The sequence below is a fragment of the Actinomadura physcomitrii genome (assembly GCF_008923205.2).
GTDB classification, from domain to species: Bacteria; Actinomycetota; Actinomycetes; order Streptosporangiales; family Streptosporangiaceae; genus Spirillospora; species Spirillospora physcomitrii.
Window position 1 is genome coordinate 25941 of record NZ_WBMS02000057.1, and the last position, 24761, is coordinate 50701.

General features: G+C 72.0%; 23 protein-coding genes and 1 pseudogene. 18 read left to right on the forward strand and 6 right to left on the reverse strand.

Features of this window, described 5'->3' with window-relative positions:
- Positions 1-22: 22 nt before the first annotated feature.
- Positions 23-886, forward strand: a complete 864-nt coding sequence (locus F8568_RS41835) for a class II glutamine amidotransferase (RefSeq protein WP_328601281.1) — start codon at positions 23-25, stop codon at positions 884-886.
- Between the two features lie 36 nt (positions 887-922).
- Here F8568_RS41835 and serC read toward each other — a convergent pair whose 3' ends face one another.
- Positions 923-2059 (reverse strand): phosphoserine transaminase, encoded by a 1137-nt coding sequence (serC, locus tag F8568_RS41840; RefSeq protein ID WP_151599623.1) that lies wholly within the window; start codon positions 2057-2059, stop codon positions 923-925.
- Between the two features lie 74 nt (positions 2060-2133).
- Between serC and F8568_RS51315 the strand changes: the two genes are divergently transcribed.
- Together F8568_RS51315 and F8568_RS51320 are read left to right on the forward strand one after the other, a co-directional pair.
- On the forward strand, positions 2134-2229 hold the full coding sequence (locus F8568_RS51315) for a helix-turn-helix domain-containing protein (RefSeq protein ID WP_151599625.1): 96 nt from the start codon (positions 2134-2136) through the stop codon (positions 2227-2229).
- 44 nt (positions 2230-2273) lie between these two features.
- Positions 2274-2654: pseudogene (locus F8568_RS51320) on the forward strand (RNA-guided endonuclease InsQ/TnpB family protein); the annotation flags it as partial.
- A gap of 129 nt (positions 2655-2783) precedes the next feature.
- Here F8568_RS51320 and F8568_RS47320 read toward each other — a convergent pair.
- Both F8568_RS47320 and F8568_RS41855 read right to left on the reverse strand, forming a co-directional pair.
- On the reverse strand, positions 2784-3134 hold the full coding sequence (locus tag F8568_RS47320) for a hypothetical protein (RefSeq protein ID WP_202125987.1): 351 nt from the start codon (positions 3132-3134) through the stop codon (positions 2784-2786).
- Between the two features lie 457 nt (positions 3135-3591).
- Positions 3592-4701, reverse strand: a complete 1110-nt coding sequence (locus F8568_RS41855) for a citrate synthase 2 (protein WP_151599627.1) — start codon at positions 4699-4701, stop codon at positions 3592-3594.
- A gap of 92 nt (positions 4702-4793) precedes the next feature.
- On the opposite strand from F8568_RS41855, the gene pdxH reads away from it, so the two are divergent.
- The 5 genes from pdxH to F8568_RS41880 all read left to right on the forward strand — a co-directional run bounded on the left by pdxH (position 4794) and on the right by F8568_RS41880 (position 11406).
- Complete coding sequence (gene pdxH, locus F8568_RS41860) at positions 4794-5564, forward strand: pyridoxamine 5'-phosphate oxidase (protein ID WP_151599628.1); 771 nt, start codon at positions 4794-4796, stop codon at positions 5562-5564.
- The gene (locus F8568_RS41865; RefSeq protein ID WP_151599630.1) at positions 5561-6949 is read left to right on the forward strand and encodes an MFS transporter; all 1389 of its coding nucleotides are present in this window, start codon (positions 5561-5563) and stop codon (positions 6947-6949) included. Before pdxH ends, F8568_RS41865 begins: the two co-directional genes overlap by 4 nt.
- Before the next feature lie 153 nt (positions 6950-7102).
- Entirely contained in the window at positions 7103-7804 is a 702-nt protein-coding gene (locus F8568_RS41870) for a metal-dependent transcriptional regulator (protein WP_151599632.1), read from the forward strand.
- A 234-nt stretch (positions 7805-8038) separates the two neighbouring features.
- Entirely contained in the window at positions 8039-10411 is a 2373-nt protein-coding gene (locus F8568_RS41875; protein WP_151599634.1) for a SpoIIE family protein phosphatase, read from the forward strand.
- Positions 10411-11406 carry a zinc-dependent alcohol dehydrogenase family protein gene (locus F8568_RS41880; RefSeq protein ID WP_151599680.1) on the forward strand — a complete coding sequence of 332 codons (996 nt, stop codon included), beginning with the start codon at positions 10411-10413 and terminating at the stop codon, positions 11404-11406. The genes F8568_RS41875 and F8568_RS41880 overlap by 1 nt, the downstream gene beginning before the upstream one ends.
- Positions 11407-11477: 71 nt before the next feature.
- Here F8568_RS41880 and F8568_RS41885 read toward each other — a convergent pair whose 3' ends face one another.
- Entirely contained in the window at positions 11478-12296 is an 819-nt protein-coding gene (locus F8568_RS41885; protein ID WP_151599636.1) for a class I SAM-dependent methyltransferase, read from the reverse strand.
- 131 nt (positions 12297-12427) lie between these two features.
- Positions 12428-12592, reverse strand: coding sequence for a hypothetical protein (locus F8568_RS47325; RefSeq protein WP_202125979.1), 165 nt, complete (start codon positions 12590-12592; stop codon positions 12428-12430).
- 106 nt (positions 12593-12698) lie between these two features.
- On the opposite strand from F8568_RS47325, the gene F8568_RS41890 reads away from it, so the two are divergent.
- The 8 genes from F8568_RS41890 to F8568_RS41925 all read left to right on the forward strand — a co-directional run bounded on the left by F8568_RS41890 (position 12699) and on the right by F8568_RS41925 (position 20717).
- A complete protein-coding gene (locus F8568_RS41890; protein WP_328601278.1) occupies positions 12699-13097 on the forward strand; it encodes a hypothetical protein in 399 nt (132 codons plus the stop codon).
- A gap of 120 nt (positions 13098-13217) precedes the next feature.
- A complete protein-coding gene (locus F8568_RS41895; protein ID WP_151599638.1) occupies positions 13218-15257 on the forward strand; it encodes an MFS transporter in 2040 nt (679 codons plus the stop codon).
- Positions 15258-15373: 116 nt separating this feature from the next.
- Entirely contained in the window at positions 15374-16507 is a 1134-nt protein-coding gene (locus tag F8568_RS41900) for an acetyl-CoA C-acetyltransferase (RefSeq protein WP_151599639.1), read from the forward strand.
- A gap of 108 nt (positions 16508-16615) precedes the next feature.
- Positions 16616-17410, forward strand: a complete 795-nt coding sequence (locus F8568_RS41905; RefSeq protein WP_151599641.1) for an enoyl-CoA hydratase-related protein — start codon at positions 16616-16618, stop codon at positions 17408-17410.
- 429 nt (positions 17411-17839) lie between these two features.
- Positions 17840-18658, forward strand: a complete 819-nt coding sequence (locus tag F8568_RS41910; RefSeq protein ID WP_151599643.1) for a hypothetical protein — start codon at positions 17840-17842, stop codon at positions 18656-18658.
- A 31-nt stretch (positions 18659-18689) separates the two neighbouring features.
- Positions 18690-19442, forward strand: coding sequence for a radical SAM protein (locus F8568_RS41915; RefSeq protein WP_160573959.1), 753 nt, complete (start codon positions 18690-18692; stop codon positions 19440-19442).
- Positions 19443-19470: 28 nt separating this feature from the next.
- Complete coding sequence (locus F8568_RS41920; protein WP_160573960.1) at positions 19471-19971, forward strand: nucleoside deaminase; 501 nt, start codon at positions 19471-19473, stop codon at positions 19969-19971.
- Positions 19968-20717, forward strand: a complete 750-nt coding sequence (locus F8568_RS41925; RefSeq protein ID WP_151599649.1) for a class I SAM-dependent methyltransferase — start codon at positions 19968-19970, stop codon at positions 20715-20717. Before F8568_RS41920 ends, F8568_RS41925 begins: the two co-directional genes overlap by 4 nt.
- 3 nt (positions 20718-20720) lie before the next feature.
- Here the strand turns inward: F8568_RS41925 and F8568_RS41930 are convergent, their stop codons facing one another.
- Positions 20721-21485, reverse strand: a complete 765-nt coding sequence (locus tag F8568_RS41930; RefSeq protein ID WP_151599651.1) for an IclR family transcriptional regulator — start codon at positions 21483-21485, stop codon at positions 20721-20723.
- A gap of 220 nt (positions 21486-21705) precedes the next feature.
- Here F8568_RS41930 and F8568_RS41935 point away from each other — a divergent pair, with 220 nt between their 5' ends.
- Both F8568_RS41935 and F8568_RS41940 read left to right on the forward strand, forming a co-directional pair.
- Positions 21706-23673, forward strand: a complete 1968-nt coding sequence (locus F8568_RS41935) for an acyl-CoA dehydrogenase family protein (RefSeq protein WP_151599653.1) — start codon at positions 21706-21708, stop codon at positions 23671-23673.
- A 268-nt stretch (positions 23674-23941) separates the two neighbouring features.
- The gene (locus tag F8568_RS41940) at positions 23942-24760 is read left to right on the forward strand and encodes a class I SAM-dependent methyltransferase (protein WP_151599655.1); all 819 of its coding nucleotides are present in this window, start codon (positions 23942-23944) and stop codon (positions 24758-24760) included.
- The last annotated feature ends 1 nt before the right edge of the window (position 24761 follow it).

Here is a 24761-nt window from a genome sequence, read left to right on the forward strand (position 1 = left end):
TGGCATGTGCGGTTTGTTCGGGGTGGTCCGCTCGCCCTTCGCCGACGACCCGGGCCGGGCGTCGGACGCGTTCGTGACGCTGGGGGCGCTCGCGGAGGAGCGCGGCACGGACTCGGCGGGGGTGGCGCTGCTCGGCGGCTGGCCGGGGCTCGGGCACGACGGCTGCCGGGTGGTGAAGGGCCGCGGCCGGTTCTCCGCCATCTGGCGCACCGAGCTGCTCGCCGAGCTGGACCGGGCGCCGGTCGCGCTGGGCCACACCCGCTGGGCGACGCAGGGGTCCCCGGTGGAGCCGGCGAACGCGAGCCCGATGCTGGTCGGCGCCCCCGGGGCCGCCGGGATCGTCGCGACGCACAACGGCGACGTCGACGCCGGGGCGCTGCGGTCGCGGTTCGCGCTGCCCGCCCCGTCCGGCGGGACGGACAGCGAGGCGGTCTTCCAACTGCTCGCCGGGCGGCGTGACCCGTCGGGCGTCACCGGCGTGCTGGAGGCGCTGGTCGGACGGGCCGCGCTCGCCTGGGTGGACCGCGACCGCCCGACCCAGGTGCATCTGGCGCGGGCCGCGCTGAGCCCGCTCGCCGTCGCCGTCGACGCCGAGCAGAACATCTACTGGGCGTCGAACCCGCGCTGGTTCCGGGTGGTGCAGCGGTACACGCGGGTCCGGTTCGTGACGATCGTCATGCTCCGCGAGGGCACCTACATGCGGGTCGGCACGGAGAAGGCGCCCGGACGCCGCGACCGGCCCCAGGTGCTGGCGGCGGCGTCCTTCGTCCCGACCGCTCGTCCCGCGGACCTCGACGACCGGGTCTGGACGGGCTTCACCGACACCGACCGAGCCCGCGACCAGGCGACCCTCCACCACCGCCTGGCCGCTGTGGCGGTGGCCTGAGCCGGGGCCGTCCTTCAAGACGGCCCCGGCCTGGGACTACAACCTCTCGACGACGTAGTCGATGCAGGTGGTGAGGGCTTCGACGTCGGCCGGGTCGATCGCCGGGAACATGCCGATGCGCAGCTGGTTGCGGCCGAGCTTGCGGTACGGCTCGGTGTCGACGATCCCGTTGGCGCGCAGCGCCTTGGCGACGGCCGCCGCGTCGACGTCGTCGTTGAAGTCGATCGTGCCGACGACCTGCGAGCGCTGCGCCGGGTCGGTCACGAACGGCGTCGTGTACGAGGTCTTCTCGGCCCAGGTGTACAGGCGCTGCGAGGAGTCGGCGGTGCGGGCCGTCGTCCAGGCCAGGCCGCCCTGCGCGTTCATCCACTCGATCTGCTCGGCGAGCAGGATCAGCGTGGCGACGGCCGGGGTGTTGTAGGTCTGGTCCTTGCCGGAGTTGTCCCGGACGGTCTTCAGGTTGAAGAACTCCGGCACGTACCGGTCGGACGAGGCGATCTCGTCGATGCGCTCCAGCGCGGCGGGGGAGGCGAGCGCCACCCACAGGCCGCCGTCGGCGGCGAAGCACTTCTGCGGCGCGAAGTAGTAGACGTCGGTCTCGGTGACGTCGACGGGCAGGCCGCCGGCGCCGGACGTGGCGTCGACCAGGACGAGGCCCTCGCGCGCGGTGGTGCCGGCGGGACGCTTGATCGGCATCGCGACGCCGGTCGAGGTCTCGTTGTGGGTGAGGGCGTAGACGTCGACGTCCTCCTCGGCGGACGCCTCCGGGTGGGTGCCGGGCGGGCCGGAGATGACGGTCGGGTCCCCGAGCCAGGGGGCGCCGGTGGTGACCTTGGCGAACTTGCTGGAGAACTCGCCGAACGTCAGGTGCTGCGAGCGCTGCCGGACAAGGCCGAACGCGGCGGCGTCCCAGAACGCGGTGGTGCCGCCGTTGCTGAGCAGGACCTCGTAGCCGTCGGGGAGGGAGAACAGCTGCGCCAGGCCCTCGCGGACGCGGCCGACCAGGGACTTGACCGGCTTCTGCCGGTGCGAGGTGCCCATGTACGTGGAGCCGGACTCGGCGAGCGCGGCGAGTTGCTCGGGGCGGACCTTGGACGGCCCGCATCCGAAGCGGCCGTCGGCGGGCTTGATATCGGCGGGAATGGCTATGGCTGGATTCGCGCTTTCGGTCACCCGCAGAAGGCTACCGGACGCCTACCGTCCCGTTCTTACCGTGTTCGACCATGCACCGACGGTAAGGTCCAGGTGTGCGGCTCAGGTACAACTTCCGTCTCTATCCGACCCCGGGCCAGCGCGTGGCGCTGGCCCGGGCGTTCGGGTGTGCTCGGGTGGTGTTCAACTGATCAAGGACGCGGCCGGACGGTACTTCGCCTCGTTCGTGATCGAGGTGACCGAACAGCCTCTGCCGCTTGTGGAGTCTGAGACGGGCATCGACCTCGGGCTGACTCATTTCGCTGTGCTGTCGGACGGTCGCAAGATCGCCGCACCGAAGTTCCTGCGCCGGGCGGAGAAGCGGTTGCGCAAGGCGCAGCAGGCGCTCTCACGCAAGGTTAAGGGGTCCAACAACCGGGTGAAGGCCCGGCGAAGGGTCGCCCGCCACCACGCCAAGATCGCCAATGCGCGCCGTGACTTCCACCACCAGCTCTCCACACGGATCGTCCGTGATAACCAAACGGTGATCGTGGAAGACTTGGCGGTGAACGGTCTCGCACGCACGCGGCTGGCCAAGAGCGTGCATGACCCGGGCTGGTCCCAGTTCACCGCGATGCTGGAGTACAAGACCGCCCTGTACGGGCGGACCTTCGCGAGGGTGGACCGGTGGTTCCCCCTCCTCCAAGAGGTGCCGCACGCAGGTGCGGCACGGTCTGAATCCCCGGTCTTCAGACCGAGGAGCGCGTCAATTGGTGTGCCGTACGGCCACCACCAATACCAGCCAGGTAAGCAGGGCCACCAGCATCACTCCGCAGACAGCGGCGACGATTCCCGGCGGGTAGATCCAGTCGCGGCCGTGGGCGTGGTCGTCGATGGCGGCGCGGACGGCGTCGTAGGTGAGGAACGCGAGCAGGACGGCGCCGAGCGCGGCGGCGACGCGGCCGGAGACGGCGTTGGTGCGGCGGCGGCGCTCCTCGCGCTCCGCGGTGTAGCGGCGCATCTCCTCGGCCGGGTCGGGGGGCGGTCCGGCGGGGCGGACGGCGCGCGCGGCGGGTCCGATGTCGCCTTCCAGCGGCTCGTCCGGGTCCTCGGTCATGACGCCCATGATGGCAAACCCGTGCAGGTCGGGGCACCCCGGCCGGTTCGCATCGGTGGTCGAATCACCACCATCGGTAGCCGAATTTCGAGATTTTTCGATCCATTTCGCAAAGGGGCGCGCGCGGGAGGCGCGCGCCGGGACGAGGAGCCGCCGGGGGACGAGAGCGAGGGGTTTTCCATGCCGGGCGACGGCGACCGGATCCTGTCGGAGGATCGGCTGCGCGGAGTGCTCGAACGCGGGCGGCGCCGTCGAGGTGCGGGAGGTCTGCGGCCGCCTCGTCACCGGCCACCAGGCCCGCGCCGACTGCCCGGCGGGCGACGCCCCGCCGGCCGAGCCGTCCCGCTGACACGGTCCGGCCCAAGGCGCACGAAGGCCCCCGGTTCCGTGCGAACCGGGGGCCTCAGGCGCGTTCAGCGGGGGGGAGGGGGAGCCGGCGCGTCAGCCGGCCGTGCGATCAAGCACCGCGCTTGAGGACCTCCGCCGCCCCGGCGACGTCGTCGATCGACCGGGTGCCCGGCCCGACGTACCGGGCGCTCGGCCGGACGAGGCGGCCGGTGCGCTTCTGCTCCAGGATGTGCGCGGCCCACCCGGCGGTGCGGCCGCAGGTGAACATCGCGGGCATCATCGCGGTCGGGACCTCGGCGAAGTCCAGGACGACCGCGGCCCAGAACTCCACGTTCGTCTCGATCGGCCGGTCCGGGCGGCGCTCGCGCAGCTCGGCGAGGGCGGCGTCCTCCAGGGCCTTCGCGGCCTCGAAGCGCGGCGCGCCGAGCTCCTTGGCGGTGCGGCGCAGCACCCGGGCGCGCGGGTCCTCGGCGCGGTACACGCGGTGGCCGAAGCCCATCAGCCGGTCGCCGGAGTCGAGGATGTCGGTGACGACCTTGCGGGCGTCGCCGAGCTGCTCGACCTTCTCGATCATCGGCAGCACGCGGGCCGGGGCGCCGCCGTGCAGCGGGCCGGACATCGCGCCGATCGCGCCGGAGATGCTCGCCGCGACGTCCGCGCCGGTGGAGGCGATGACGCGGGCGGTGAAGGTGGAGGCGTTCATGCCGTGCTCGGCGGCGGAGACCCAGTAGGCGTCGATGGCCCGGACGTGCTTCGGGTCGGGCTCACCGCGCCAGCGGACCATGAACCGCTCGGTGATCGTCGCGGCCTCGTCGATCCGGCTCTGCGGCACCATCGGGACGCCGATGCCGCGTGCGGACTGGGCCACGAACGACAGCGCGGTCACCGAGACCCGGGCGAGGTCGGCGCGGGCCTGCTCGTCGGAGATGTCGAGCAGCGGCTTCATCCCGTACGCGGGGGCGAGGGTGGGGAGCGCGCTCTGCACGTCCACCCGGACGTCGCCGGAGGTGACCGGCAGGACGTGCGGGTCGGCGGGGGCGAGGCCCGGGTCGAAGCTGTCGTCGACCAGCAGGCCCCAGGCGTCGCCGAAGGAGACGCGGCCGACGAGCTCCTCGATGTCGACGCCCCGGTAGCGGAGGGCGCCGCCCTCCTTGTCCGGTTCGGCGATCTCGGTCTCGAAGGCGACGACCCCCTCAAGACCGGGTTTGAAGTCGGACATGTCGTCCTGCCTTTCGTCTCCAAGAGTGATAAGGCGGTGCCGTGCCATTGAACCCTGTCCGCCTTACTGACCAGTACCCAGGTCCATGTGAGATGCACAATGCCCAGGTGAGAGGCTCAGACGCTGTGGATTTCCCAACGCCCGACCCCGCACGGCTCCGCAGATCCTACGAGGGCGGCGAATTGGCGGAGCCGGCCGTCCCCGCCGATCCGCTGGCGCTGTTCGCCGCCTGGTTCGCCGACGTGCACGCGTTCGGGCTCCCGGAACCGAACGCGATGGTGCTGGCCACGGCGTCCGCCGACGGCGTCCCGAGCGCCCGGACGGTGCTGCTGAAGGGGTACGGGCCGCACGGGTTCCGCTTCTTCACCAACTTCACCTCCGCCAAGGGCCGTGACCTGGCCGAGAACCCGCGCGCGGCGCTCGTCTTCCCGTGGCACGCGATGCACCGGCAGGTGCGCGTCGCCGGGCCGGTGTTCCGGCTGCCGGCGGACGAGGCGGAGGCCTACTTCCGGACCCGGCCGTACGGGTCGCGGATCGGCGCGTGGGCGAGCGAGCACCAGTCGGGGGTGATCCCCGACCGCACGGAGCTGGAGCGGCGGTTCGCGGAACTGGCCGAACGGTGGCCGGATCCGGCCGCGGCGCCGGGCGGTGGCGCGGTCGCGGAGGGGGACGCGGTGCCGCTGCCGGACTTCTGGGGCGGGTTCCGAATCGTCCCGGAGAGCATCGAGTTCTGGCAGGGGAGGCGCGACCGGCTGCACGACCGCATCCGGTACCGGCGGACGGCCCTGGACGACCAGGGCCGCCCCCTCGACGCGGACCCGGACGCGGCGGGCGCGTGGGTGACGGAGAGACTGTCCCCGTGACACCGGAACAGCAGCCACCCCCCGCCTACGCTCCTGACACCCCTGGGGACGGTGCCGCGGACTCCGCAGGCGCCCCGGACGCCGCGGACGCCGCCGCCGACGAGCCCGAGAATCCGCCCGCCCGGCCGGGCCGCCGGGGCCTGGTCCGGCGGCTCGCGATCGACACCCGCCCGCTCGCCCACCCCCCGTACCGGCGGCTGTGGCTCGGGCAGGGCGTGTCGTTCATCGGCTTCCAGGTCACCGCGGTCGCGGTGCCCGTCCAGGTCTACGGCATGACCGGGTCGTCGTTCTGGGTCGGCGCGCTCGGCCTCGTCAACCTCGTCCCGCTGATCGTGTTCGGGCTGTGGGGCGGCGCGGTCGCCGACCACATGGACCGGCGCAGGCTGCTGTTCTCCTCGTCCTGCGTGATGTGGGGATCCACGCTGCTGCTGCTCGTCCAGGCGCTGCTGCACCTGGACAGCCTCACACTGATCATGGTGGTGGTGGCGGTGCAGGCGACCGGGTTCGCGGTGTCGTCGCCGACCCGCAGCGCGATCATCCCGCGGCTGGTGGACAAGGAGCTCGTCCCGGCCGCGAACACGCTGAACTTCACCGCGAGCCAGGTCGGGATGCTCGCCGGGCCGCTGTTCGCCGGCGTCATCCTGGCCCGCTGGAGCTACGGCGCCGCCTACGGGATGGACGCGGCGCTGTTCACGGTCGGGCTGTGGGCGGCGCTGCGGCTGCCGTCGATCCCGCCGCTCGGCGAGGTCGCCGGCACGCCCGGCCTGCGGTCGGTGATCGACGGGCTGCGCTACCTCGGCACGCAGCCGGTGCTGCTGATGTCGTTCGTCGTCGACATCATCGCGATGGGCGTCGCGATGCCGCGCGCGCTGTTCCCGGAGCTGGCCGAGACCCGGTTCGGCGGCGAGGGCGCGGTCGGCTACCTGTTCGCCGCGATCGCGATCGGCGCGTTCCTCGGCGGGCTGATCTCCGGCTGGATCGGCCGCGTGCACCGGCAGGGCGTCGCCCTCGTCGTCTCCATCGTGGTGTGGGGCCTCGCCGTGGCGGCGGCGGGCCTCTCGCACCAGCTGTGGCTGGCGGTCGCGCTGCTCGCCGTCGGCGGCGCCGCCGACCTGGTGTCGGCGGTGTTCCGGCAGACGATGCTCCAGACGTACGCGCCGGACGAGATGCGCGGCCGGCTCCAGGGAGTGTTCACCGTCGTCGTCGCGGGCGGTCCCCGGCTCGGCGACGTGCGGGCGGGCGCGGTCGCGAGCGTCGCCGGCGCCACCGCGTCGTGGGTCGGCGGCGGCATCGCCTGCGCGGTCCTGGTCGTCGTGGTCGCGTTCCTGGTCCCGGCGCTGCTGCGCTACGACACGAGGACCGCCGAGACCGTCCACGCCGCCTGACCGAGCAGGTCAACGGAGGGCCCGGGCGGCGGCGGGAAGTTTCCGCGTACAACTCGCGTTTTCCCGTACCCGCCGTGTCCGGGATATTCGCGCGATCCGGCGGTGGGGGATCCATAGCAAGTAGACTTCGAGGCCATAAGACTGGAGGGAGCTGTGACCTCACACGGCCTGATCGATACCACGGAGATGTATCTCCGGACGGTGTTCGAGCTCGAAGAGGAGGGGATCATCCCCCTTCGTGCGCGCATAGCCGAGCGGCTCTCCCAGAGCGGCCCGACGGTGAGCCAGACGGTCGCGCGGATGGAGCGCGACGGGCTGCTGCGGGTCGAGGGTGATCGGCACCTGGAGCTGACCGACAGCGGCCGGGGCCTGGCCACCCGCGTGATGCGCAAGCACCGGCTCGCCGAGTGCCTGCTGGTCAACGTCATCGGGCTGCCCTGGGAGGACGTCCATATCGAGGCGTGCCGGTGGGAGCACGTGATGTCGGAAGAGGTCGAGCGGCGGCTGGTCGCGTTGCTGGACAACCCGACCACCTGCCCGCACGGCAACCCGATCCCCGGCCTGGACGAGCTCGGCGGGCACGGCGACGACGCGGCCGCCGCGCCGCTGTCGGTGATGACGGCGGTCGCGAGCACGTCCGGCGCCGCCGCGGTGGTCCGGCGGATCAGCGAGCAGGTGCAGATGGACAGCGACCTGATGCTTAGACTCAAGCAGATAGGGATACAACCGGGACGAGAGGTGACTCTCCGGGCGACCGATGACGGGGTGCGGGTGACCTGTGACGACGAGGCCGACGGTGCTGCGACGGAACTGCCGCGCGGCATCGCCGAGCACGTCTTCGTCAGCAGGCGCTGACACGGTCGGCGTGCTGCCCCCCGCCCCCGCCGCGACGGTCTATACCGAAGATCTCCATACCATCGCGCCGTTCGGGCGTATCCCGGTGGCGGGTTCGTCGTTCAATACGACGAGGCGAACACGTACGAGGACCGTGCCGCGTCGCCCGGTGATCGGCACCGTGCGCGGTGCGGGCCGGCCGCGCGGGGGCGGCCCGGCCGCCGGCGGGACCGCGAGTGTGATCGGGATGGGGAGATGAAGCGTTGGGGGGAAGCGCCCTTCGAGGCGCATCTGCCGCCCGAGACCGTCCTCAGCCAGATGGAGATGGCGGTCATCGTCTGCGACCGCTTCAGCAACGTCATCTACGGCAACGCGTTCGCCCGCCAGCTGTTCGGGTTCGGCGGCGACGAGGTCATCGGGCACTCCATCCTGTCGCTCGGCATCGCGGAAGAGGACCACGAGCAGGCCACCGAACTCGCCCGGCACGTCCTCAAGGGCGGCGTCTGGGAGGGCACCTTCTGCAACCTGCGCGCCGACGGGACCACCGTGTACACGCGCGCGCACGCCGTCCCCCTGCGGCACCCGTCCGGCGCGGTCGACGGCGTCGTGATCTTCGCGCGGGAGGCGCTCCGCTCCAACCAGCGCGACCAGGAGCGGTACGGGCTGCTGGAGCGGATCGGCGAGCGGCTCGCCGGGTCCCTGGAGCTGGAGGCGACGCTGCGGCGGGTCGCCGACACCCTCGTCCCGCAGTTCGCCGACCACTGCTTCATCGACCTCTACAGCGGCGACCGGCTGTACCGGCGGGTGTCGCGGCACGCCGGCAACTGGGAGCCGCCGCCCGGTACCTGGGCGGAGGTCGGCGAGCCCGTCTCCTACCCGCCCGGCCACTTCAGCGCCAAGGCGATGGCGCGCCGCGACGCCGTCCTCGTCGAGGACATGGTCCAGCACCGGTTCGCCGCGCCGACCGAGTCGTCGCTGCGGCTCGGCGAGTCGATGGGCATCACCTCGGTGATCTCCGCGCCGCTGCTGGTGCGCGGCGAGCTGCTCGGCGTGATGAGCCTGGCGCTGTCCAACCTGTCGAAACGACCCGACCCGCACTACGACGGCTTCGACCGCGACCTGCTCGGCGCCATCGCCAGCCGCGTCGCGCTCGCCGTCGACAACGCGCTGCTGTTCGAGGAGGAGCGCGACACCGCGCTCGCGTTCCAGAAGCACCTGCTGCCCGGTGACCGCCCGCCGCACCTGGACGGCCTGCAGATCGCCTGGCGGTACGAGCCGGCCCGCCCGCTCGAGTCGCACGGCCACGGCATCCAGACCCAGGTCGGCGGCGACTGGTACGACGTGATCCCGCTGTCGGCCGGACGCGTCGGGCTCGTCATCGGCGACGTCGAGGGCCGCGGTGCCCGCGCCGCCGCGGTGATGGGCCAGCTGCGCGCCGCGCTGCGCGCGTTCGCGCAGGACGACAAGCCCCCGGCCGACATCCTGCGCAAGCTCGACGAGTGGGTCCGCACGATGACCCGGCCCGAGCGGATGCGGTCCGGCTGGAACAGCGACGACCTCGTCCGCCCTCCGCTGGTGTCGTGCACCTACTTCGTCTACGACGCGTGGTCGCGGGTGCTGGAGTTCGCCAACGCCGGCCACGACCCGCCGCTGCTCGTCGTGGGCGGCGACGTCGGCGAGCTGGACTTCGAGAGCGAGGGCGCCATGCTCGGCGTCCGCGCCCCCGGCATGGGCGGCGAGATCCTCTACAACGAGGAGCAGGTCGAGCTGCACCCCGGCTCCACGCTCGTGCTGTACACCGACGGCCTCATCGACCGGCGGCCCAAGGACGACGGCGAGTACTACACGCGGGAGGAGTCCCGCGAGATGGTCCGCGACGCCGTCCAGCGGGTCGCGCGGTCGGGCGTGGAGGCCATCGCCAACGCCGCCTACGACGCCGTCCCCGGCGACATCGACGACGACGTGGCGATCGTGGTGATCCGCACCGCCGCCGACGAGCTGGCCGTCGAGGAGCGCACCTTCCCCGCCGAGCCGATCATGGTGTCGGAGGCGCGCCGGATGGCGGCCGACGCGTTCGCGTCCTGGGGCATGCTCGACGAGCAGGCCGAGCTGGCCTGCCTGCTGGTCTCCGAGGTCGTCACCAACGTGGTGCTGCACGCCACGTCGACGCCGCAGCCGCGCCGCGAGATGGTCGTCCCGGTGCCCGCCGGGCCGCCCGGCCGCGGCGGCGAGCCGCTGAGCGCGCCGCCGCCCGTCCAGTTCAACACCCATAAGTTCACCGCCGCCCAGGAGTTCAACACCGCGCAGGTCGGCGGCGCGTACGAGGCCGGTCTCGACCCCGCGCTGGACCCGGGCGGGTTCGACGAGGACGACTGGACTCTCGGCGCCGACCTCGGCCGCCGCGAGCCGCCCACCAAGGAGTTCCGGCTCCGGCTGCGGCGCGGCGCGGACGCGATCTGGGTCGAGGTGTTCGACTCCGACATGCGGCTGCCGCGCATCCGCAGCGCCGGCGAGACCGACGAGGGAGGCCGCGGCCTCTACCTGGTCGACCAGCTCGCCACCCGGTGGGGCGCCCGGCCGACCAACGACGGCAAGGCCGTCTGGTTCGAGCTGCCGCTGACCCCGTGATGCGGGCCTGGGCGGTGGACGCGCCGGCTCCGATCGCCTCGGGGCCGCTGCGCCGCGCCGACCGGGACGTCCCGTCGCCGGGGCCGGGGGAGCTGCTGGTGCGCGTCCTCGCGTGCGGCGTGTGCCGGACGGACCTGCACGTCGCGGAGGGCGACCTGCCCGTCCACCTGCCCGGTGTGACGCCCGGCCACGAGATCGTCGGCGAGGTCGCGCAGGCGGGCGCGGGCGCGCTGCACGCCGTCGGCGACCGGGTCGGGGTCGCGTGGCTGCGCGGCACCTGTGGCGCGTGCCGGTTCTGCCGCCGCGGCGCTGAGAACCTGTGCCCGTACTCGGTGTACACGGGCTGGGACGCGCACGGCGGCTACGCCGAGTACGCCCTCGCCGTCGACGCCTACACCTACGCGCTGCCGCCCGAACTCGACGACGTCCGCGCGGCGCCGCTGCTGTGCGCGGGCATCATCGGCTACCGCGCCCTGCGCCGCGCGGATCTGCCGCCGGGCGGGCGGCTCGGGATCTGGGGGTTCGGCGGCTCGGCGCACCTCGCCGCGCAGATCGCGCTCGCCGAGGGCGCCGACGTGCACGTGTTCACGCGGAGTGCCGCGGCCCGGGAGCTGGCCCGCTCGCTGGGCGCCTCGTGGGCGGGCGACTCCTTCGACGCCTCGCCCGACCCGCTCGATTCGGCGATCGTGTTCGCGCCCGCCGGCGGGCTCGTCCCCGCCGCCCTCGAACGCCTCGACCGCGGCGGCACCCTCGCCATCGCGGGCATCCACCTGAGCGACGTCCCGTCCCTGGACTACCAGCGGCACCTGTTCCAGGAGCGGCAGGTCAGGTCGGTGACCGCGAACACCCGCGCGGACGGGGAGGAGTTCCTGCGCCTCGCGGCCCGCCTCGACGTCGCCGTCACCACGCACCCCTACCCGCTGGACGAGGCGGACCGCGCCCTCGCCGACCTCGCCGCCGACCGCTTCACCGGCGCCGCCGTCCTCGTCCCGTAGAACGGGGATGCGGCGCGCCGGCCCCTGAGGCTCCTGGAAAGAGGGCGGCGCGCCGCAAGCATGTGGGCGTCCTAGATCGGCTCCGCCGCGACATGGGCCCAGGACTGGGTGAACCAGAGTTCGCCGCCGATCACGCGGGGCTTCGCGCCGGTCTTCGGGCCGCCGTCGACCTCGTCGGTGAGCGCCTCGCGGATCCGGTCGGCGGACGCGTCGTCCCGCGCGCCCGCGAGCCACGGCTCCACCGGCCGCTCGACGGTGAACACGTCGAGCCGGCGGATGGTCGCGCCCGCCGAGGTGATCATCTCGGTGAGCCGGGCGATGGACGGGGTGCCCGGGTGGTCGGGGTCGCGCAGCCGCTCGATCCGGTCCCGCTCCGGGCCGGCCAGGTTGCCGCGGACGAGATCGGCGATGATCAGCCGTCCGCCGGGCCGGCAGACCCGCAGCAGCTCGCGCAGCACCCGCTCCGGCTCGCCCAGCGTGTACAGCGAGAACCGGGCCGTGACCAGCGAGAACGCGTTGTCTCTGTAGGGCAGTGCGGTGGCGGTGGCGCGGACGGCCGGGCCGGTGGGCCGGGGGCGCGGGTCCTCGCGGGTGGCCATCGCGGGCGGCCGGTCCCCGTCGCCCGCCGGGCCGGTGATGCGGACCGGTCCCGTGCCGAACTCGACCGTGGCCATCCGGCCGCCGCGCCCCGGTTCCTCCGGCGCCGGCGTCGCGTCCACCGCGGTCATGTGCCGGACCCGCGGGCGCAGCGCGGCGGGCATCGGCCCGCGGCCGCGCGCCACGTCCAGGCAGACGTCGTGGCGGTCGGGTTCGACGAACTCCAGCAGCCGCCTCAGGTGCGGGGCGATGCCGCCGGCGGTCTCCTGGACCGCGGTCGCCGGATGCGGCACGGATGGTCTCCCTCGGCTCGGACCGGCTCCTCGGGCACGGGGACAGGCGTGAAGCCGGTTTCGCCAGGTATGACTCCCGGTGCGGGCGGGAAGTTCGCATCCGGGGCCGGGGAAATTCGCGGCCCGGCGCGTCAGCCTCTCAGGTGCTCGCCGTACAGCGCCCCGACGACCAGCACGAACACGATGATCACCGCGCTGCGGGTGGGCATCGGCATGCGCAGCTTCACCGCGACCCAGCGCACGCAGAACGCGGCGAGCAGCGCGACGACCGCGAGGCTGAGAAGGCCCTCGTCCATGGCCACCTTCAATCCGGGGGAGTGCCGCCATCTAGAACGATAGACGCGTAAGGCAAGGGTTACCTCGGAGTAGGCGCATTGGACGGCTCCCGATAACCTCGCGGATGTGGCAGATGCGAAGGAAGTAGACGACCGGGACCGGCTGGACGACCTGATGACCAACCTGGCGCGGGCGCGGGTGGCCCTCGGCCTCGCGGCGTTCGCCGCGCCGAAGCTGACCGTGAAGCTGATGACGTCGGCGGGCGGCACCGACCCGGGCCGCGACTACGTCGCCCGGATGTTCGCCGCCCGCGAGATCGCGCTCGGCGCCGGCTACCTGCTGAGCGACGGGCCCGGGCGCCGGCTGTGGGCCCGCGCGGGGCTGCTCGTCGACTCCCTCGACACGGTCAGCGGGCTGCGCACCCGCCGCGGCCTCCCGCTGTGGGCGACGGCAGGGGCCACCGCCGTCGCGGGCGGGGCCGCCGCCCTGGGCGCCGCCAAGGTCGCCCGCGACATCCTGCGCTGACGTCCCGGACGGCCCCGGCGCCCGTGCCGGGGCCCTCGGCCCGGCATCCCCGGGACGCCGATTTGGGGTGATCTCTGTGGGTAGACCTCCCTCGTCGGCCGGCGAGGGGGGACGGGCGCTATGACCGCTGACACGGTGGCGCGCGGCGAGGAGCCCATGCCGAAGGGCAGCGACCTGTACGTCGTCCTCGGCGCGCTGATGCTGGCGATGCTGCTCGCCGCGCTGGACCAGACGATCGTCTCCACGGCCCTGCCGACCATCGTCAGCGACCTCGGCGGCCTCAACCACCTGTCCTGGGTCGTCACCGCGTACCTGCTGGCGTCCACCGCCTCGACGCCGCTGTGGGGCAAGCTCGGCGACCAGTACGGCCGCAAGCGGCTGTTCCAGGGCTCGATCGTCATCTTCCTGGCCGGGTCGGCGCTGTGCGGCATCGCGCAGGACATGAACGAGCTGATCTTCTTCCGGGCGCTGCAGGGCCTCGGCGGCGGCGGGCTGATGGTCCTGGTCGTCGCGATCGTCGGGGACGTCGTGCCGCCCCGCGACCGCGGCCGCTACCAGGGCATGTTCGGCGCCGTGTTCGGCATCGCCAGCGTGTGCGGGCCGCTGCTCGGCGGCTGGTTCGTCGACAACCTGTCCTGGCGCTGGGTGTTCTACATCAACCTGCCGATCGGGGTCGTCGCGCTGGCGGTCATCGCCGCCGTCCTGCACGCCGCGGGGGAGCGCGAACGGCACCGCATCGACTACCTCGGCACTCTGCTGATCGTCGGCTGGTCCGTCGGGCTGGTGCTGATGACGACCTGGGGCGGCACCCGCTACGACTGGCTGTCCGCGCCGATCATCACGCTCGCCGCCGTGTCGGTCGTGCTGATCGCGGTGTGGCTGCTGGTCGAGCGGCGCGCCGCCGAGCCGATCATGCCGCCGCACCTGCTGCGGCACGCGGTGTTCTCGCTGTCCTCGGCGATCAGCTTCGTGGTCGGCTTCGCGATGTTCGGTGCGCTGACCTTCCTGCCGATCTTCCTGCAGGTCGTGCACGGCGTCTCGCCGACGCTGTCCGGCGTGCACCTGCTGCCGATGATGCTCGGCATGCTCGTCGCGTCGATCGGCTCCGGGCAGCTGATCACCAGGACCGGCCGGTACAAGATCTACCCGGTGGTCGGCACGCCGCTCATCGCCATCGCCCTGTACCTGCTGTCGCGGCTGGACGAGAACTCCTCGACGCTGTCGATGAGCCTGCGGTTCGCGCTGCTCGGGTTCGGTCTCGGCCTGGTGATGCAGGTCCTCGTCATCGCGGTGCAGAACGCCGTCTCCTACCAGGACCTCGGGTCGGCGACGTCCGGGGTCACGTTCTTCCGGCAGATCGGCGGGTCGTTCGGCGTCGCGGTGTTCGGCTCGGTCTTCAGCAACGAGCTGGCCTCGCACGTCGAGGACCTCGCCAAGGGCCGGCTGCTGCCGCCCGGCTTCGACCCGGCCGCCGTGCAGGGCGACCCGCAGCTGCTCGACCGGTTCCCCGGGCCGGTGAAGCAGGCCGTCCTGCACGCCTACGCGCAGTCGATCGACACGGTGTTCCTGTGGGCGGTGCCCGTCGCGGCGGTCGCGTTCGTCCTCACCTGGTTCCTGCGGGAGGTCCCGCTGCGCGCCACCTCGCAGACCCGCGACTACGGCGAGGGCTTCGGCGCGGCGCCGACCGTCCGCTCGTCCCGGCACGAGATCGAGCGGGCGCTCAGCGAGCTGATGCGGCGGGACGCGAAGGCCGCGGAGGCCTACAACCGGCTCGCCCGCCTCTGTGGCGTCGACATGCCCGCCGGCAGCATCTGGGCGCTGTGCCGCATCGCCAAGGACAGGACGGTCGCCGGGACCGACCTCGCCGACCGCGCCGGCGTCCCGATCGAGCAGGGCCGCCCGCACGTCGACCGGCTCGTCGAGGCGGGGTACGTCGACCGCACCGACGGCGTCCTCGCCATCACCCCGGCCGGCCTGGCGACCGCGGAGCGGCTGTTCGCCGCGCGCCGCGAGGGCCTGGCGAAGCACGTCGAGGGCTGGTCCCCGGAGGAGCACCCGGAGCTGTCGGACGTGCTGACCCGGCTCGCCCGCGTCTCGCTGGGGCAGGACGCCGACGGCGGCGTCCTGAAGCACGGCCCGGCCGCCGAGACCGCCCCCTGAGCGGCGGAGCGCCGAGACTCAGCTCACATCGCGTTGCGCTATGAGGGATGTAATCTCATACTGACGACCGAATCTCACTCGGTTTCGGGACGGAACCCCAAGATTTTGGAGGCGTAGTGGCCGAGGCGTACATCGTCGGCGCGGTCCGTACCCCCGTCGGTACCAAGAAGGGCGCCCTCAAGGACGTGCACCCCGCCGACCTCGGGGCGCACGTGCTCAAGGAGCTCGTGAACCGGACCGGCGTCGACCCCTCCGCGGTCGAAGACGTGATCATGGGCTGCGTCATGCAGGCCGGCCCGCAGGCGCTGGACATCGCGCGCACCGCCTGGCTGTCGGCCGGGCTGCCGGAGAGCGTGCCCGGCGTCACCATCGACCGCCAGTGCGGCTCCTCCCAGCAGGCGATCCACTTCGCCGCGCAGGGCGTGCTGTCCGGCACCCAGGACCTCGTCGTCGCGTCCGGCGTCGAGCACATGGCCAAGGTGCCGATGGGCGCCACCATCGTCCAGGGCCTCGACTTCCCGTACGGCGAGGGCTGGGGCGAGCGCTACGGGCAGCAGGAGATCTCCCAGTTCCGCGGCGCCGAGCTGATGGCCGAGAAGTGGGGCTTCACCCGCGAGGACCTGGAGAAGTTCGCGCTGGAGAGCCACAAGCGCGCCGCCAAGGCGATCGAGGCCGGCTACTTCGATCGCGAGATCGCCCCGATCGCCGGCCTCGCCAAGGACGAGGGCGCCCGCCCCGACACCACCCTGGAGAAGATGGCGGCGCTGAAGACCCTCCGCGAGGGCGGCGTCATCACCGCCGCGGTGTCCTCGCAGATCTCCATCGGCGCGTCCGCGGTGCTGATCGCCTCCGAGGAGGCCGTCAAGCAGCACAACCTGACCCCGCGCGCCCGCATCCACACCCTCGCCGTCACCGGCTCGGACCCGGTCTACATGCTGACCGGCCCGATCCCCGCGACGGAGAAGGCGCTGTCCAGGGCCGGCCTCAAGATCGACGACATCGACGTCTTCGAGGTGAACGAGGCGTTCGCCCCGGTGCCGATGGCGTGGGCGCACGACACCGGCGCGTCCCTGGAGAAGACCAACCCCAACGGCGGCGCCATCGCCACCGGCCACCCGCTGGGTGCGACCGGCGGCATCCTGATGACCAAGCTGCTGCACGAGCTGGAGCGCACCGGCGGCCGCTACGGCCTGCAGACGATGTGCGAGGGCGGCGGCCAGGCCAACGCCACCATCATCGAGCGTCTGTAGTCCCCGCAGGCCGCGGTCCGTGGCCCATCCCCGGTCCGGGGGTGGGCCACGGGCGTGCGCGGGGCGCGATGATGGCCCGGTCGTTGCCCGGACCGCCGAGGGTGGAGCATGTACGAGACGATTCTTTACGAGGTCGCGGAGCGGGTCGCGCGGATCACGCTGAACCGGCCCGACGCGCGCAACGCGCTCAGCGACCCGATGATCGGCGAGCTGCTCGACGCGTTCGAGCGGGCGAAGGCCGACGGCGGCGTGCGGGTCATCGTGCTGACCGGGGCGGGCGACCGGGCGTTCTGCGCGGGCGCCGACCTCGGCGGGCTCGGCCGGGCGCAGGCGGACGGACGGTCCGTCGCCGACCCCGGCGCGATCCGCGAGAGCGCCCCGTTCCGGCTGTTCACCGCGTTCCCGAAGCTCGGCAAGCCGATCATCGCGCGGCTGGCGGGGCACGCGGTCGCCGGCGGGCTCGGCCTCGCCGCGGCGTGCGACCTGGTGGTGGCGGCCGACGACGTCACGCTCGGCACCCCCGAGGTGAACGTCGGCCTGTGGCCCATGATGATCATGGCGATCATCAACCGGAACGTGGCGCCCAAGCACGCGTTCAAGCTCTACTACACCGGGCAGCGCGTCACCGCGGCCGAGGGCCGCGAGATCGGCCTGGTGACCGAGGTCGTGCCGCGCGCGGAGCTGGACGCGCGGGTGGACGAGCTGGCCCGCACCATCGCCGCCAAGAGCCCGCTCGGGCTGCGCCGGGGCCGCGACGCGTTCTTCGCGATCGAGGGCCGCCCGCTGGAGGACCAGGTGGAGCACCTGCTGTCGCAGCTGGTCGGGCTGGCCGCGACCGAGGACGCCAAGGAGGGCATCGCGGCGTTCCTGGAGAACCGCGCCCCCGACTTCCAGGGCCGCTGATCCCACCCCGCCGCGCGGTGGCCGAATCCGGACACCGATTTCCAGCCGCGCCGTTCGGCCCGCAAAAGCCGCAGGTTGATCGCCGTCCATCTCTGAACTGGTATGGCGGCACGCCTCATCGCCCGCTTTTGTTCGCTTCCACAACTTTGACAAGTGATGTCAAGGTGATGGAAAGAAGAGTTCCCTGGTCAGACACATGTGCGAGCGCCTCAGTGGTGTGCGTTCCGGCTCTTCTCCTCCTTTTGCCGGCCGGTACAGGCTGTGGACACATGTCCAGTTCGCGAGGTATGAAACTTGGCAAAAGCCCTTTGCGGCACAACGGGATCGAGGGGTGGTCGATCGGTACGCGGAAGTCACGGGACGGATCGGAACGTCTAACGCTGAGTGAAGATCCCTTCACACTGTGTTATTGTCACGGATGGGTGCCGAGTGGATCGATCGAGTGCCGCGAGCATCAGCAGGCTCGCCAGCTCGGTCGCGTCCGCCATTCTTCTCGGCATCTGGATAAATGTGTTCACCGACAGACGGGAGGGGGCCGGATACCTCGACGCGCTGACGGACCTCGGCTACGGAAACCTGCTCCTGGTGGCGAGCATCCTCGTGCTGGTGGTTCATGAGCTTCTGCTCCGGAGGTTACAGAAATTGGAATTCGATGATCTGGAGAACGGCTTCGAACTGCTCCGCCACCGGGAGCGGCAGATGCTGCATGAGGCGCTCGATCTGACCTGCTCGCTCATCGCCAAGACGTTGGCCGTCCCGTCCAATGCCCGCTACTTCGCCGCAGTTCAGGACGAGTCGGGCGATGTCTTCCTTGAACAGGACCGCGATCTCGCGATCCTGAACATTCCGATGCCCCGCGAGTACGGGTTCACGCGGGTGGACGTGACCACTCCCCAGATCGTCAGCGCCCGTGCCTACCGGGAACGCCTGCCGCTGTACGAGAAACTCCCCGCCAATCATTCCGAATGGTACAGCGAGGACGTCGGCCGGATGATCGAACCGACGCAGCGGTGGGTGCTGGCCTGCCCGGTCCTGTCCCTTGATCCGGTGACCAACCGGCACGACGGCGGCAGGCCTCCGCACGGCGTGATCGTGTTCTACGGAACCCAGCTCACCCCGGGCGCCGGCGCCCGGGCGCGGATAGCCGAGAGCCTGCGGTACTCCCAGAAGTTCGCGGACTACATGTGCAACACCCTGAACACCTTGGAATTGACGCGGAGCATGGAGGGGAGACGTGTTCCCGGCTGAACCGCGGTTCCCACCCTCCATCTGCCTGAGGGTGACCAGGCGCTGCAATGCCGCATGCTCCTTCTGCCAGGCCCCGAATACGGATCGGTCCACGCTGACGCTCGGTGAGATGGACGTGATCGGCGCCGTGCTGGAAAGCCGCGACCTGAGCACGATCAAATTGTCCGGCGGGGAGCCGACCACCAGGAGCGACCTCCCGCGCATCGTCACCGCGTTCGGCCTTCGGGGGATCAAGCCGGTCGTCATCACCAATGGCTTCCGAATCGACGCTCCGGTGTTCGGCGCGCTGCGGGCGGTCGACGGCGAGCTCAAGTTCAGCGTGCACCGCCCCGGCCCGGACAACGACCTCGTCCTGCGGGTCTCCTCCTTCCCCCGGATACTGGCGAATATGGAGGCGGCACGCGCGCTGCGGGTTCCGTTCTCCATCAATGCGGTCGTCGCCCCCGGCGATGCCGACCGTATGAAAGAGATGGCCGCATTCGCGGTCGAGCAGGGCGCCAGGAAGATCAGTTTCGTTCCGGTGGTGCCGCGCGGCAGGGCCCGGGCGCGACCGGAATTCGAGTTCGATGCGCCCGGAGTCGCCGACGTACGGGACAGGGTCGTCGAACTCGCCGCGGATCTGGAGCCGTACATCGTCGTGCGGTGCATCGACATCCGCAAACACGACTACTGGGTGATCGAGAACGACGGTTCGCTGTGGATCGAGAGATCGCGCGACGAGGACGACGTGCTGATCATGGAAAAGAACCAGCTCATGGCCCTCGGCGGCCGGATCAGACGATGAATCGGCAGGCGATCTCATGTTGCAGGAAATGAAGACCTCCGTCGAACAGATGATGGACATCTGCATCGGCCTCGCGCGCGAGGCCGCGGCGTCGGGCAACTACGCGCTCGGCGCCCTCGTGGTGCGGGACGGTGAGGTTCTCGCGGAGTCGGGGAGCAGCCTGATCGTCGATGACGACGACCCCAGCGCGCACCCGGAGATGTCGGCGATTCGCGCCGCGGCGCGCAGGACCGGGTCCCGCTACCTGCGGAACGCGGTGCTCTTCTCCACCCTGGAACCGTGCCCCATGTGCGTGTCCGCCGCGATCTGGGCGAAGATGGACGGCGTCGTGTTCGGCGCGACCCAGCAGGACGCCCTGGACTGGGCCGCGCTTCACCCCAGCGATGTCTACACCTGGCGGCAGATAAGGATCACCGCCCGAGAGATCGCGCGGGCCGGAGAGCCGAGGATCGACGTGCGGGGCGGCGTGCTGCGCGCCGCGTGCAAGGAACTGTTCGCCCTCACCCCCGCCCGGCCGGATGCCGGATGAGCAGGGGGGACACCGGGGGGCGCTCGGCGTTGTGGACCGAGTCCGCGCTCGACGCGTTCTGGGAGCGCGAACTCGGCTTCCCCGAGCACTCCTTCTCCGTGAAGTACGGTCCAGGCCTCGTCGCGATGCTGCGCCGGCACATCTGCGCGGGAGACGACGTGCTCGACTACGGCTGCGGACCCGGCCGACTGTCCGCCCTGCTCTGCTCGGACGTCGGCGCCAACGTGTGGGCGACCGACCGCCTCGCGGGCGCGGTGGAGGCGGCGAATCGTCTCAACGCCGCACACCCCACGTTCCGCGGGGCTCTGGCGGTCGGCGAGTTCGAAGGGGTCACCGGCCGCTTCGACGCGTTGGTGGCGGTGGAACTGCTCGAACACCTTCCCGATGACGAGTTGGACGCTTTCTTCGGCACGGCTCACCGCCTGCTGCGCGCCGGCGGCCTGCTGATCGTGACCACGCCCAACCGGGAGCGCCTCGAGGTCAAGGACGTGCTGTGCCCGTCATGCGGGGCGGTGTTCCACCGGTGGCAGCACCTGAGGAGCATCGACGCCGGCCGGCTCAGGTCATGGGGGACGGCCGCGGGCTTCGGCGTCAAAGAGATCGTGGAGACCGACTTCGGAGATCGTGTTCCGCGCTTTCCGGGTGCGGCTCGCCGCTGGAAGGGCCGGATCCGGGAGCCGGGTGCCCGGGGACGAGCCCGGCCGCACCTTGTGGGAGTGTTCGCGCGCTCCCCAGCGGACCGTTGACCGTCAGGAGACGGCGGTGAGGACGAGGGTTCGCTGCAGTTCGGCGGCGCGGGCGTGCATCCGGTCGGCGGACCTCTCGATCCGGGCGAGCCTGCCGGTGCGGCAGGAGATGGCGAGCGCGCCGATCGCGGTGCCGGTGGCGTCCGTGACCGGTACCGCGGCGCAGCCGGTGCCGAGCGCGTACTCGTCGCGGTCGAGGGAGAGCCCGCAGGGCGAGCTGAGCGTGCTCAGCAGCCGCGCCGGCTCGGTGATGGTGTTCGGGGTCAGGTCGACCAGCGGGTGCCGGGACAGGTAGTCGCGGCGCCGTTCCTCGTCGAGCTGGCTCAGCATGCACTTGCCGAGCGCGGTCGCGTGCGCGGACTCGTCGAAGCCGACCCACAGGTCGACCCGGGGCGCGCGGGGGCCGTCGGCGATGTCGATGAGCCGGATCTCGTCGTCCACGTGCATGCCGAAGTAGCACGCGACGCCCAGCTCGTCGCGGAGCGCGATCAGCGTCGGGCGGACGCGGGCGAGCAGCTGCTGCGTCCGGCTCCGGCCGTGCAGCGACTGGACGCGCTCGCCGAGCACCCAGACGCCGTCGGGCAGCCGCGAGGCGTAGCCCTCGTAGGCGAGGGTGCGCAGCAGGTGGTAGGCGGTGGCGAGGGGCAGCCCGGCCTCGCGGGCCAGCTGCTTGGCCGGCGCACCGCTCGGATGCGACGCCACCGCCTCCATGAGGTGCAGGGCCCGCTGCACCGAGGCGATGAGCGTGGGTCTGCGTGTCTCGTCCATCACGCACAGCGAACTCCCTCGGCCCGGCCGGGTCAAGCGCTTTGCCGGTACTCGGCCATGGCGGTCGCGACACGCCTGCGCGGCGGGAGGAGTACCCCTCGGGCCGACCGGGGAGTAACTTCGGGACAGTGCAACCTCTGGGGGCCGGTCCCCCAGACCCCCGAGGGCTGCCGCCCGGAGGGCGGGCGGGAGCAGCGGGAACCGCTTCCGAGGAGCCGGCATGAGCCAGCCGAGTCGCACCCAGACGTCCGTCGACGAGCGGACCGCCCGGCGGGTCGCCGAGGAGGCCCGGGAGAGCGAGTGGCGGCTGCCGAGCTTCGGCAGGCAGCTGTTCCTCGGCGACTTCCGGCTCGGCCTCGTCCACCCGCACCCCCGCCCGGACGACGACGCGCGCCGCCGCGGCGAGGCGTTCCTCGCCCGGCTCACCGAGTTCTGCGCCACCAGGATCGACCCCGCGCTGATCGAGCGGGAGTCGCGCATCCCCGACGACGTCGTCGAGGGGCTCCGCGAGATGGGCGCGCTCGGCATGAAGATCCCCGAGCGCTACGGCGGGCTCGGGCTCAGCCAGCTCTACTACGGGCGGGCCCTGATGGTGGTGGGGTCGGTCAGCCCGGCGCTCGGCGCGCTGCTGTCGGCGCACCAGTCCATCGGCGTCCCGCAGCCGGTGAAGCTGTTCGGCACGCAGGAGCAGAAGGACCACTGGCTGCCGCGGTGCGCGAAGCAGATCAGCGCGTTCCTGCTCACCGAGCCCGACGTCGGCTCGGACCCGGCGCGGCTGCGCGCCACGGCCGTCCCCGACGGCGACGGCTACGTCCTCAACGGCGTGAAGCTGTGGACGACCAACGGCGTCGTCGCCGACCTGGTCGTCGTCATGGCGCGCGTCCCGAAGTCGGACGGGCGCAAGGGCGGCGTCTCCGCGTTCATCGTGGACATGGCCGCGCCCGGCATCACCGTGGAGAACCGCAACGCGTTCATGGGGCTGCGCGGCATCGAGAACGGCGTGACGCGCTTCCACGACGTGCGCGTCCCGAAGGCGAACCTGATCGGCGCGGAGGGCGCCGGCCTGAAGATCGCGCTGACCACGCTGAACACCGGGCGGCTGTCGCTGCCCGCGATCTGCGCGGCGAGCGGCAAGTGGGCCGCCAAGATCGCCCGCGAGTGGTCGAAGGAGCGGGTGCAGTGGGGCCGGCCGGTCGGCGAGCACGAGGCCGTGGCCCGCAAGGTCGCGTTCATCGCCGCCACCGCGTACGCGCTGGAGGCCATCCTCGACCTGTCCGGGCAGCTCGCCGACGACGAGCGGAGCGACATCCGGATCGAGGCGGCGCTGGCGAAGCTGTGGTCGTCGGAGATGGCCTGCCGGATCGCCGACGAGCTGGTCCAGCTGCGCGGCGGCCGCGGCTTCGAGACGGCCGAGTCGCTGGCGGCGCGCGGCGAGCGCGGCGTGCCCGCCGAGCAGCTGCTGCGCGACCTGCGGATCAACCGGATCTTCGAGGGCTCCACCGAGATCATGCACCTGCTGATCGCGCGGGAGGCGGTGGACGCGCACCTGTCCGTCGCGGGCGACATCATCGACCCCGACGCGTCCGCCGCGGCGAAGGCGCGCGCGGCGGCGAAGGCCGGCGGCTTCTACGCGCGCTGGCTGCCGACCCTCGTGACGGGCGCGGGGCAGCGGCCGAACGCCTACGCCGAGTTCGGCGCGCTCGCCAAGCACCTGCGGTACGTGGAGCGCTCCTCCCGCAAGCTCGCCCGGTCCATCTTCTACGCGGCGGGCCGCTGGCAGGGGCGGCTGGAGTACAAGCAGGGCTTCCTCGGCCGGATGGTCGACATCGGCGCGGAACTGTTCGCGATGAGCGCCGTCTGCGTCCGCGCCAATGCCGATGCTTCGGGCCTCGGTCCGCTTACCGGGTCCATCGTGGACGGCGCGAGCGAGGCCGATGTTCCGGGGGCGTCCGCCGTCCTGCTCGCCGACGCGTTCTGCCGGCAGGCGCGCGTCCGCGTCGAGGAACTCTTCGACGGGCTGTGGCGCAACACCGACGAGATGGACGTGAAACTCGCGCGCGCCGTCCTCGCCGGGGATTTCGCCTGGGTGGAGAAGGGCGTATTGGACCCCTCCATTCCCGGCCCGTGGATCGCGCCCGCCGAACCGGGCCCGAGCGACCGGCCGAGCGTGCACCGCACGATCGGCTGAAAAGGCCGCGCCGACCTGCGGTGCGTGACCGCCGGACCGCTGTGCGCTACGGTGGCGTGTCCCGGTCGCCGGTCCGTGGGACCGGTCACACCGGGACAGACCGGTCACCGATTCCGTAGGCCGATTCCCGAACGCCGGGCATAGCGGTTACGTACGGATGGGTAGACTGTCCCGACCTTGCGCCAGAGATCAGGCCATCCCCAGGGATCCGGCACGGCGATCCGGCGAAAAACAGGCAGTACGCCAACGCACCCAGCGAGCGGGAAGTATGCAGCAACCTGGTCAGAAGAAGTCCATCGCAGGCACCCTCCTCAACCTACTCGGAAGCCGCCCGAAGCCCGGTCCCGCGACGCCCACCGCCGGAGACGGCGAGGTCATCCAGCCCGCCGCCGGCGACGGCGCCCTGGAGAACCACCTGGGCGGCGACGAGGCCCGCAACTACCGCAAGTACGAGTACGAGACCGTCGCCCCGCACGTCGGGCGCTCGCTGCTGGAGATCGGCTCCGGGCTCGGGCACTTCTCCGAGCAGTTCGCCGGGCGCCTCGACTACCTCGTCGTCAGCGACAACGACCCGTACTGCGTCGGCGAGCTGCGCAAGCGCTACGACGGCAACGACGACGTCGAGGTCATCGACCTCGAGCTGCCGGCCGAGATCGAGATCCGGCAGAAGGTCGACACGGTCGTGATGATGAACGTCCTGGAGCACATCAAGGACGACGTCCAGGCGCTGCGCGACCTCGCGTCCGTCACGCTGCCCGGCGGGCGGATCGTGATCTGGGTGCCCGGCTACATGCAGCTGTACGGTGACTTCGACCGCAAGGTCGGGCACGTCACCCGCTACACCCCGGCGACGCTGGAGGCCTCCGTCCGCGAGGCCGGCCTCGTCCCCGAGGTGCTCAAGCCGATCAACTTCCTCGGCGGGATCGCCTGGTGGTTCGCGGTCCGCCGCGGCGGCGCCGGCTACCCCGACCCGCGGCTGGTCAAGATCTACGACCGGACGGTGGTGCCGGTGACGCGCGCCATCGAGCGGCTCGTCCGGCCGCCGTTCGGGCAGACCGTCTTCTGCGTGGCCCGCGTCCCGCGCTAGC

Excerpts from the sequence above, each read along its gene's own strand:
- F8568_RS47320 (WP_202125987.1), bottom strand. The coding sequence starts at position 3,134 with ATGACCGAGGACCCGGACGAGCCGCTGGAAGGCGACATCGGACCCGCC.
- F8568_RS41855 (WP_151599627.1), bottom strand. The coding sequence starts at position 4,701 with ATGTCCGACTTCAAACCCGGTCTTGAGGGGGTCGTCGCCTTCGAGACC.
- pdxH (WP_151599628.1), top strand. The coding sequence starts at position 4,794 with ATGCACAATGCCCAGGTGAGAGGCTCAGACGCTGTGGATTTCCCAACG.
- F8568_RS41875 (WP_151599634.1), top strand. The coding sequence starts at position 8,039 with ATGAAGCGTTGGGGGGAAGCGCCCTTCGAGGCGCATCTGCCGCCCGAG.
- F8568_RS41880 (WP_151599680.1), top strand. The coding sequence starts at position 10,411 with ATGCGGGCCTGGGCGGTGGACGCGCCGGCTCCGATCGCCTCGGGGCCG.
- F8568_RS47325 (WP_202125979.1), bottom strand. The coding sequence starts at position 12,592 with ATGGACGAGGGCCTTCTCAGCCTCGCGGTCGTCGCGCTGCTCGCCGCG.
- F8568_RS41895 (WP_151599638.1), top strand. The coding sequence starts at position 13,218 with ATGACCGCTGACACGGTGGCGCGCGGCGAGGAGCCCATGCCGAAGGGC.
- F8568_RS41905 (WP_151599641.1), top strand. The coding sequence starts at position 16,616 with ATGTACGAGACGATTCTTTACGAGGTCGCGGAGCGGGTCGCGCGGATC.
- F8568_RS41920 (WP_160573960.1), top strand. The coding sequence starts at position 19,471 with ATGAAGACCTCCGTCGAACAGATGATGGACATCTGCATCGGCCTCGCG.
- F8568_RS41925 (WP_151599649.1), top strand. The coding sequence starts at position 19,968 with ATGAGCAGGGGGGACACCGGGGGGCGCTCGGCGTTGTGGACCGAGTCC.
- F8568_RS41930 (WP_151599651.1), bottom strand. The coding sequence starts at position 21,485 with ATGGACGAGACACGCAGACCCACGCTCATCGCCTCGGTGCAGCGGGCC.
- F8568_RS41935 (WP_151599653.1), top strand. The coding sequence starts at position 21,706 with ATGAGCCAGCCGAGTCGCACCCAGACGTCCGTCGACGAGCGGACCGCC.
- F8568_RS41940 (WP_151599655.1), top strand. The coding sequence starts at position 23,942 with ATGCAGCAACCTGGTCAGAAGAAGTCCATCGCAGGCACCCTCCTCAAC.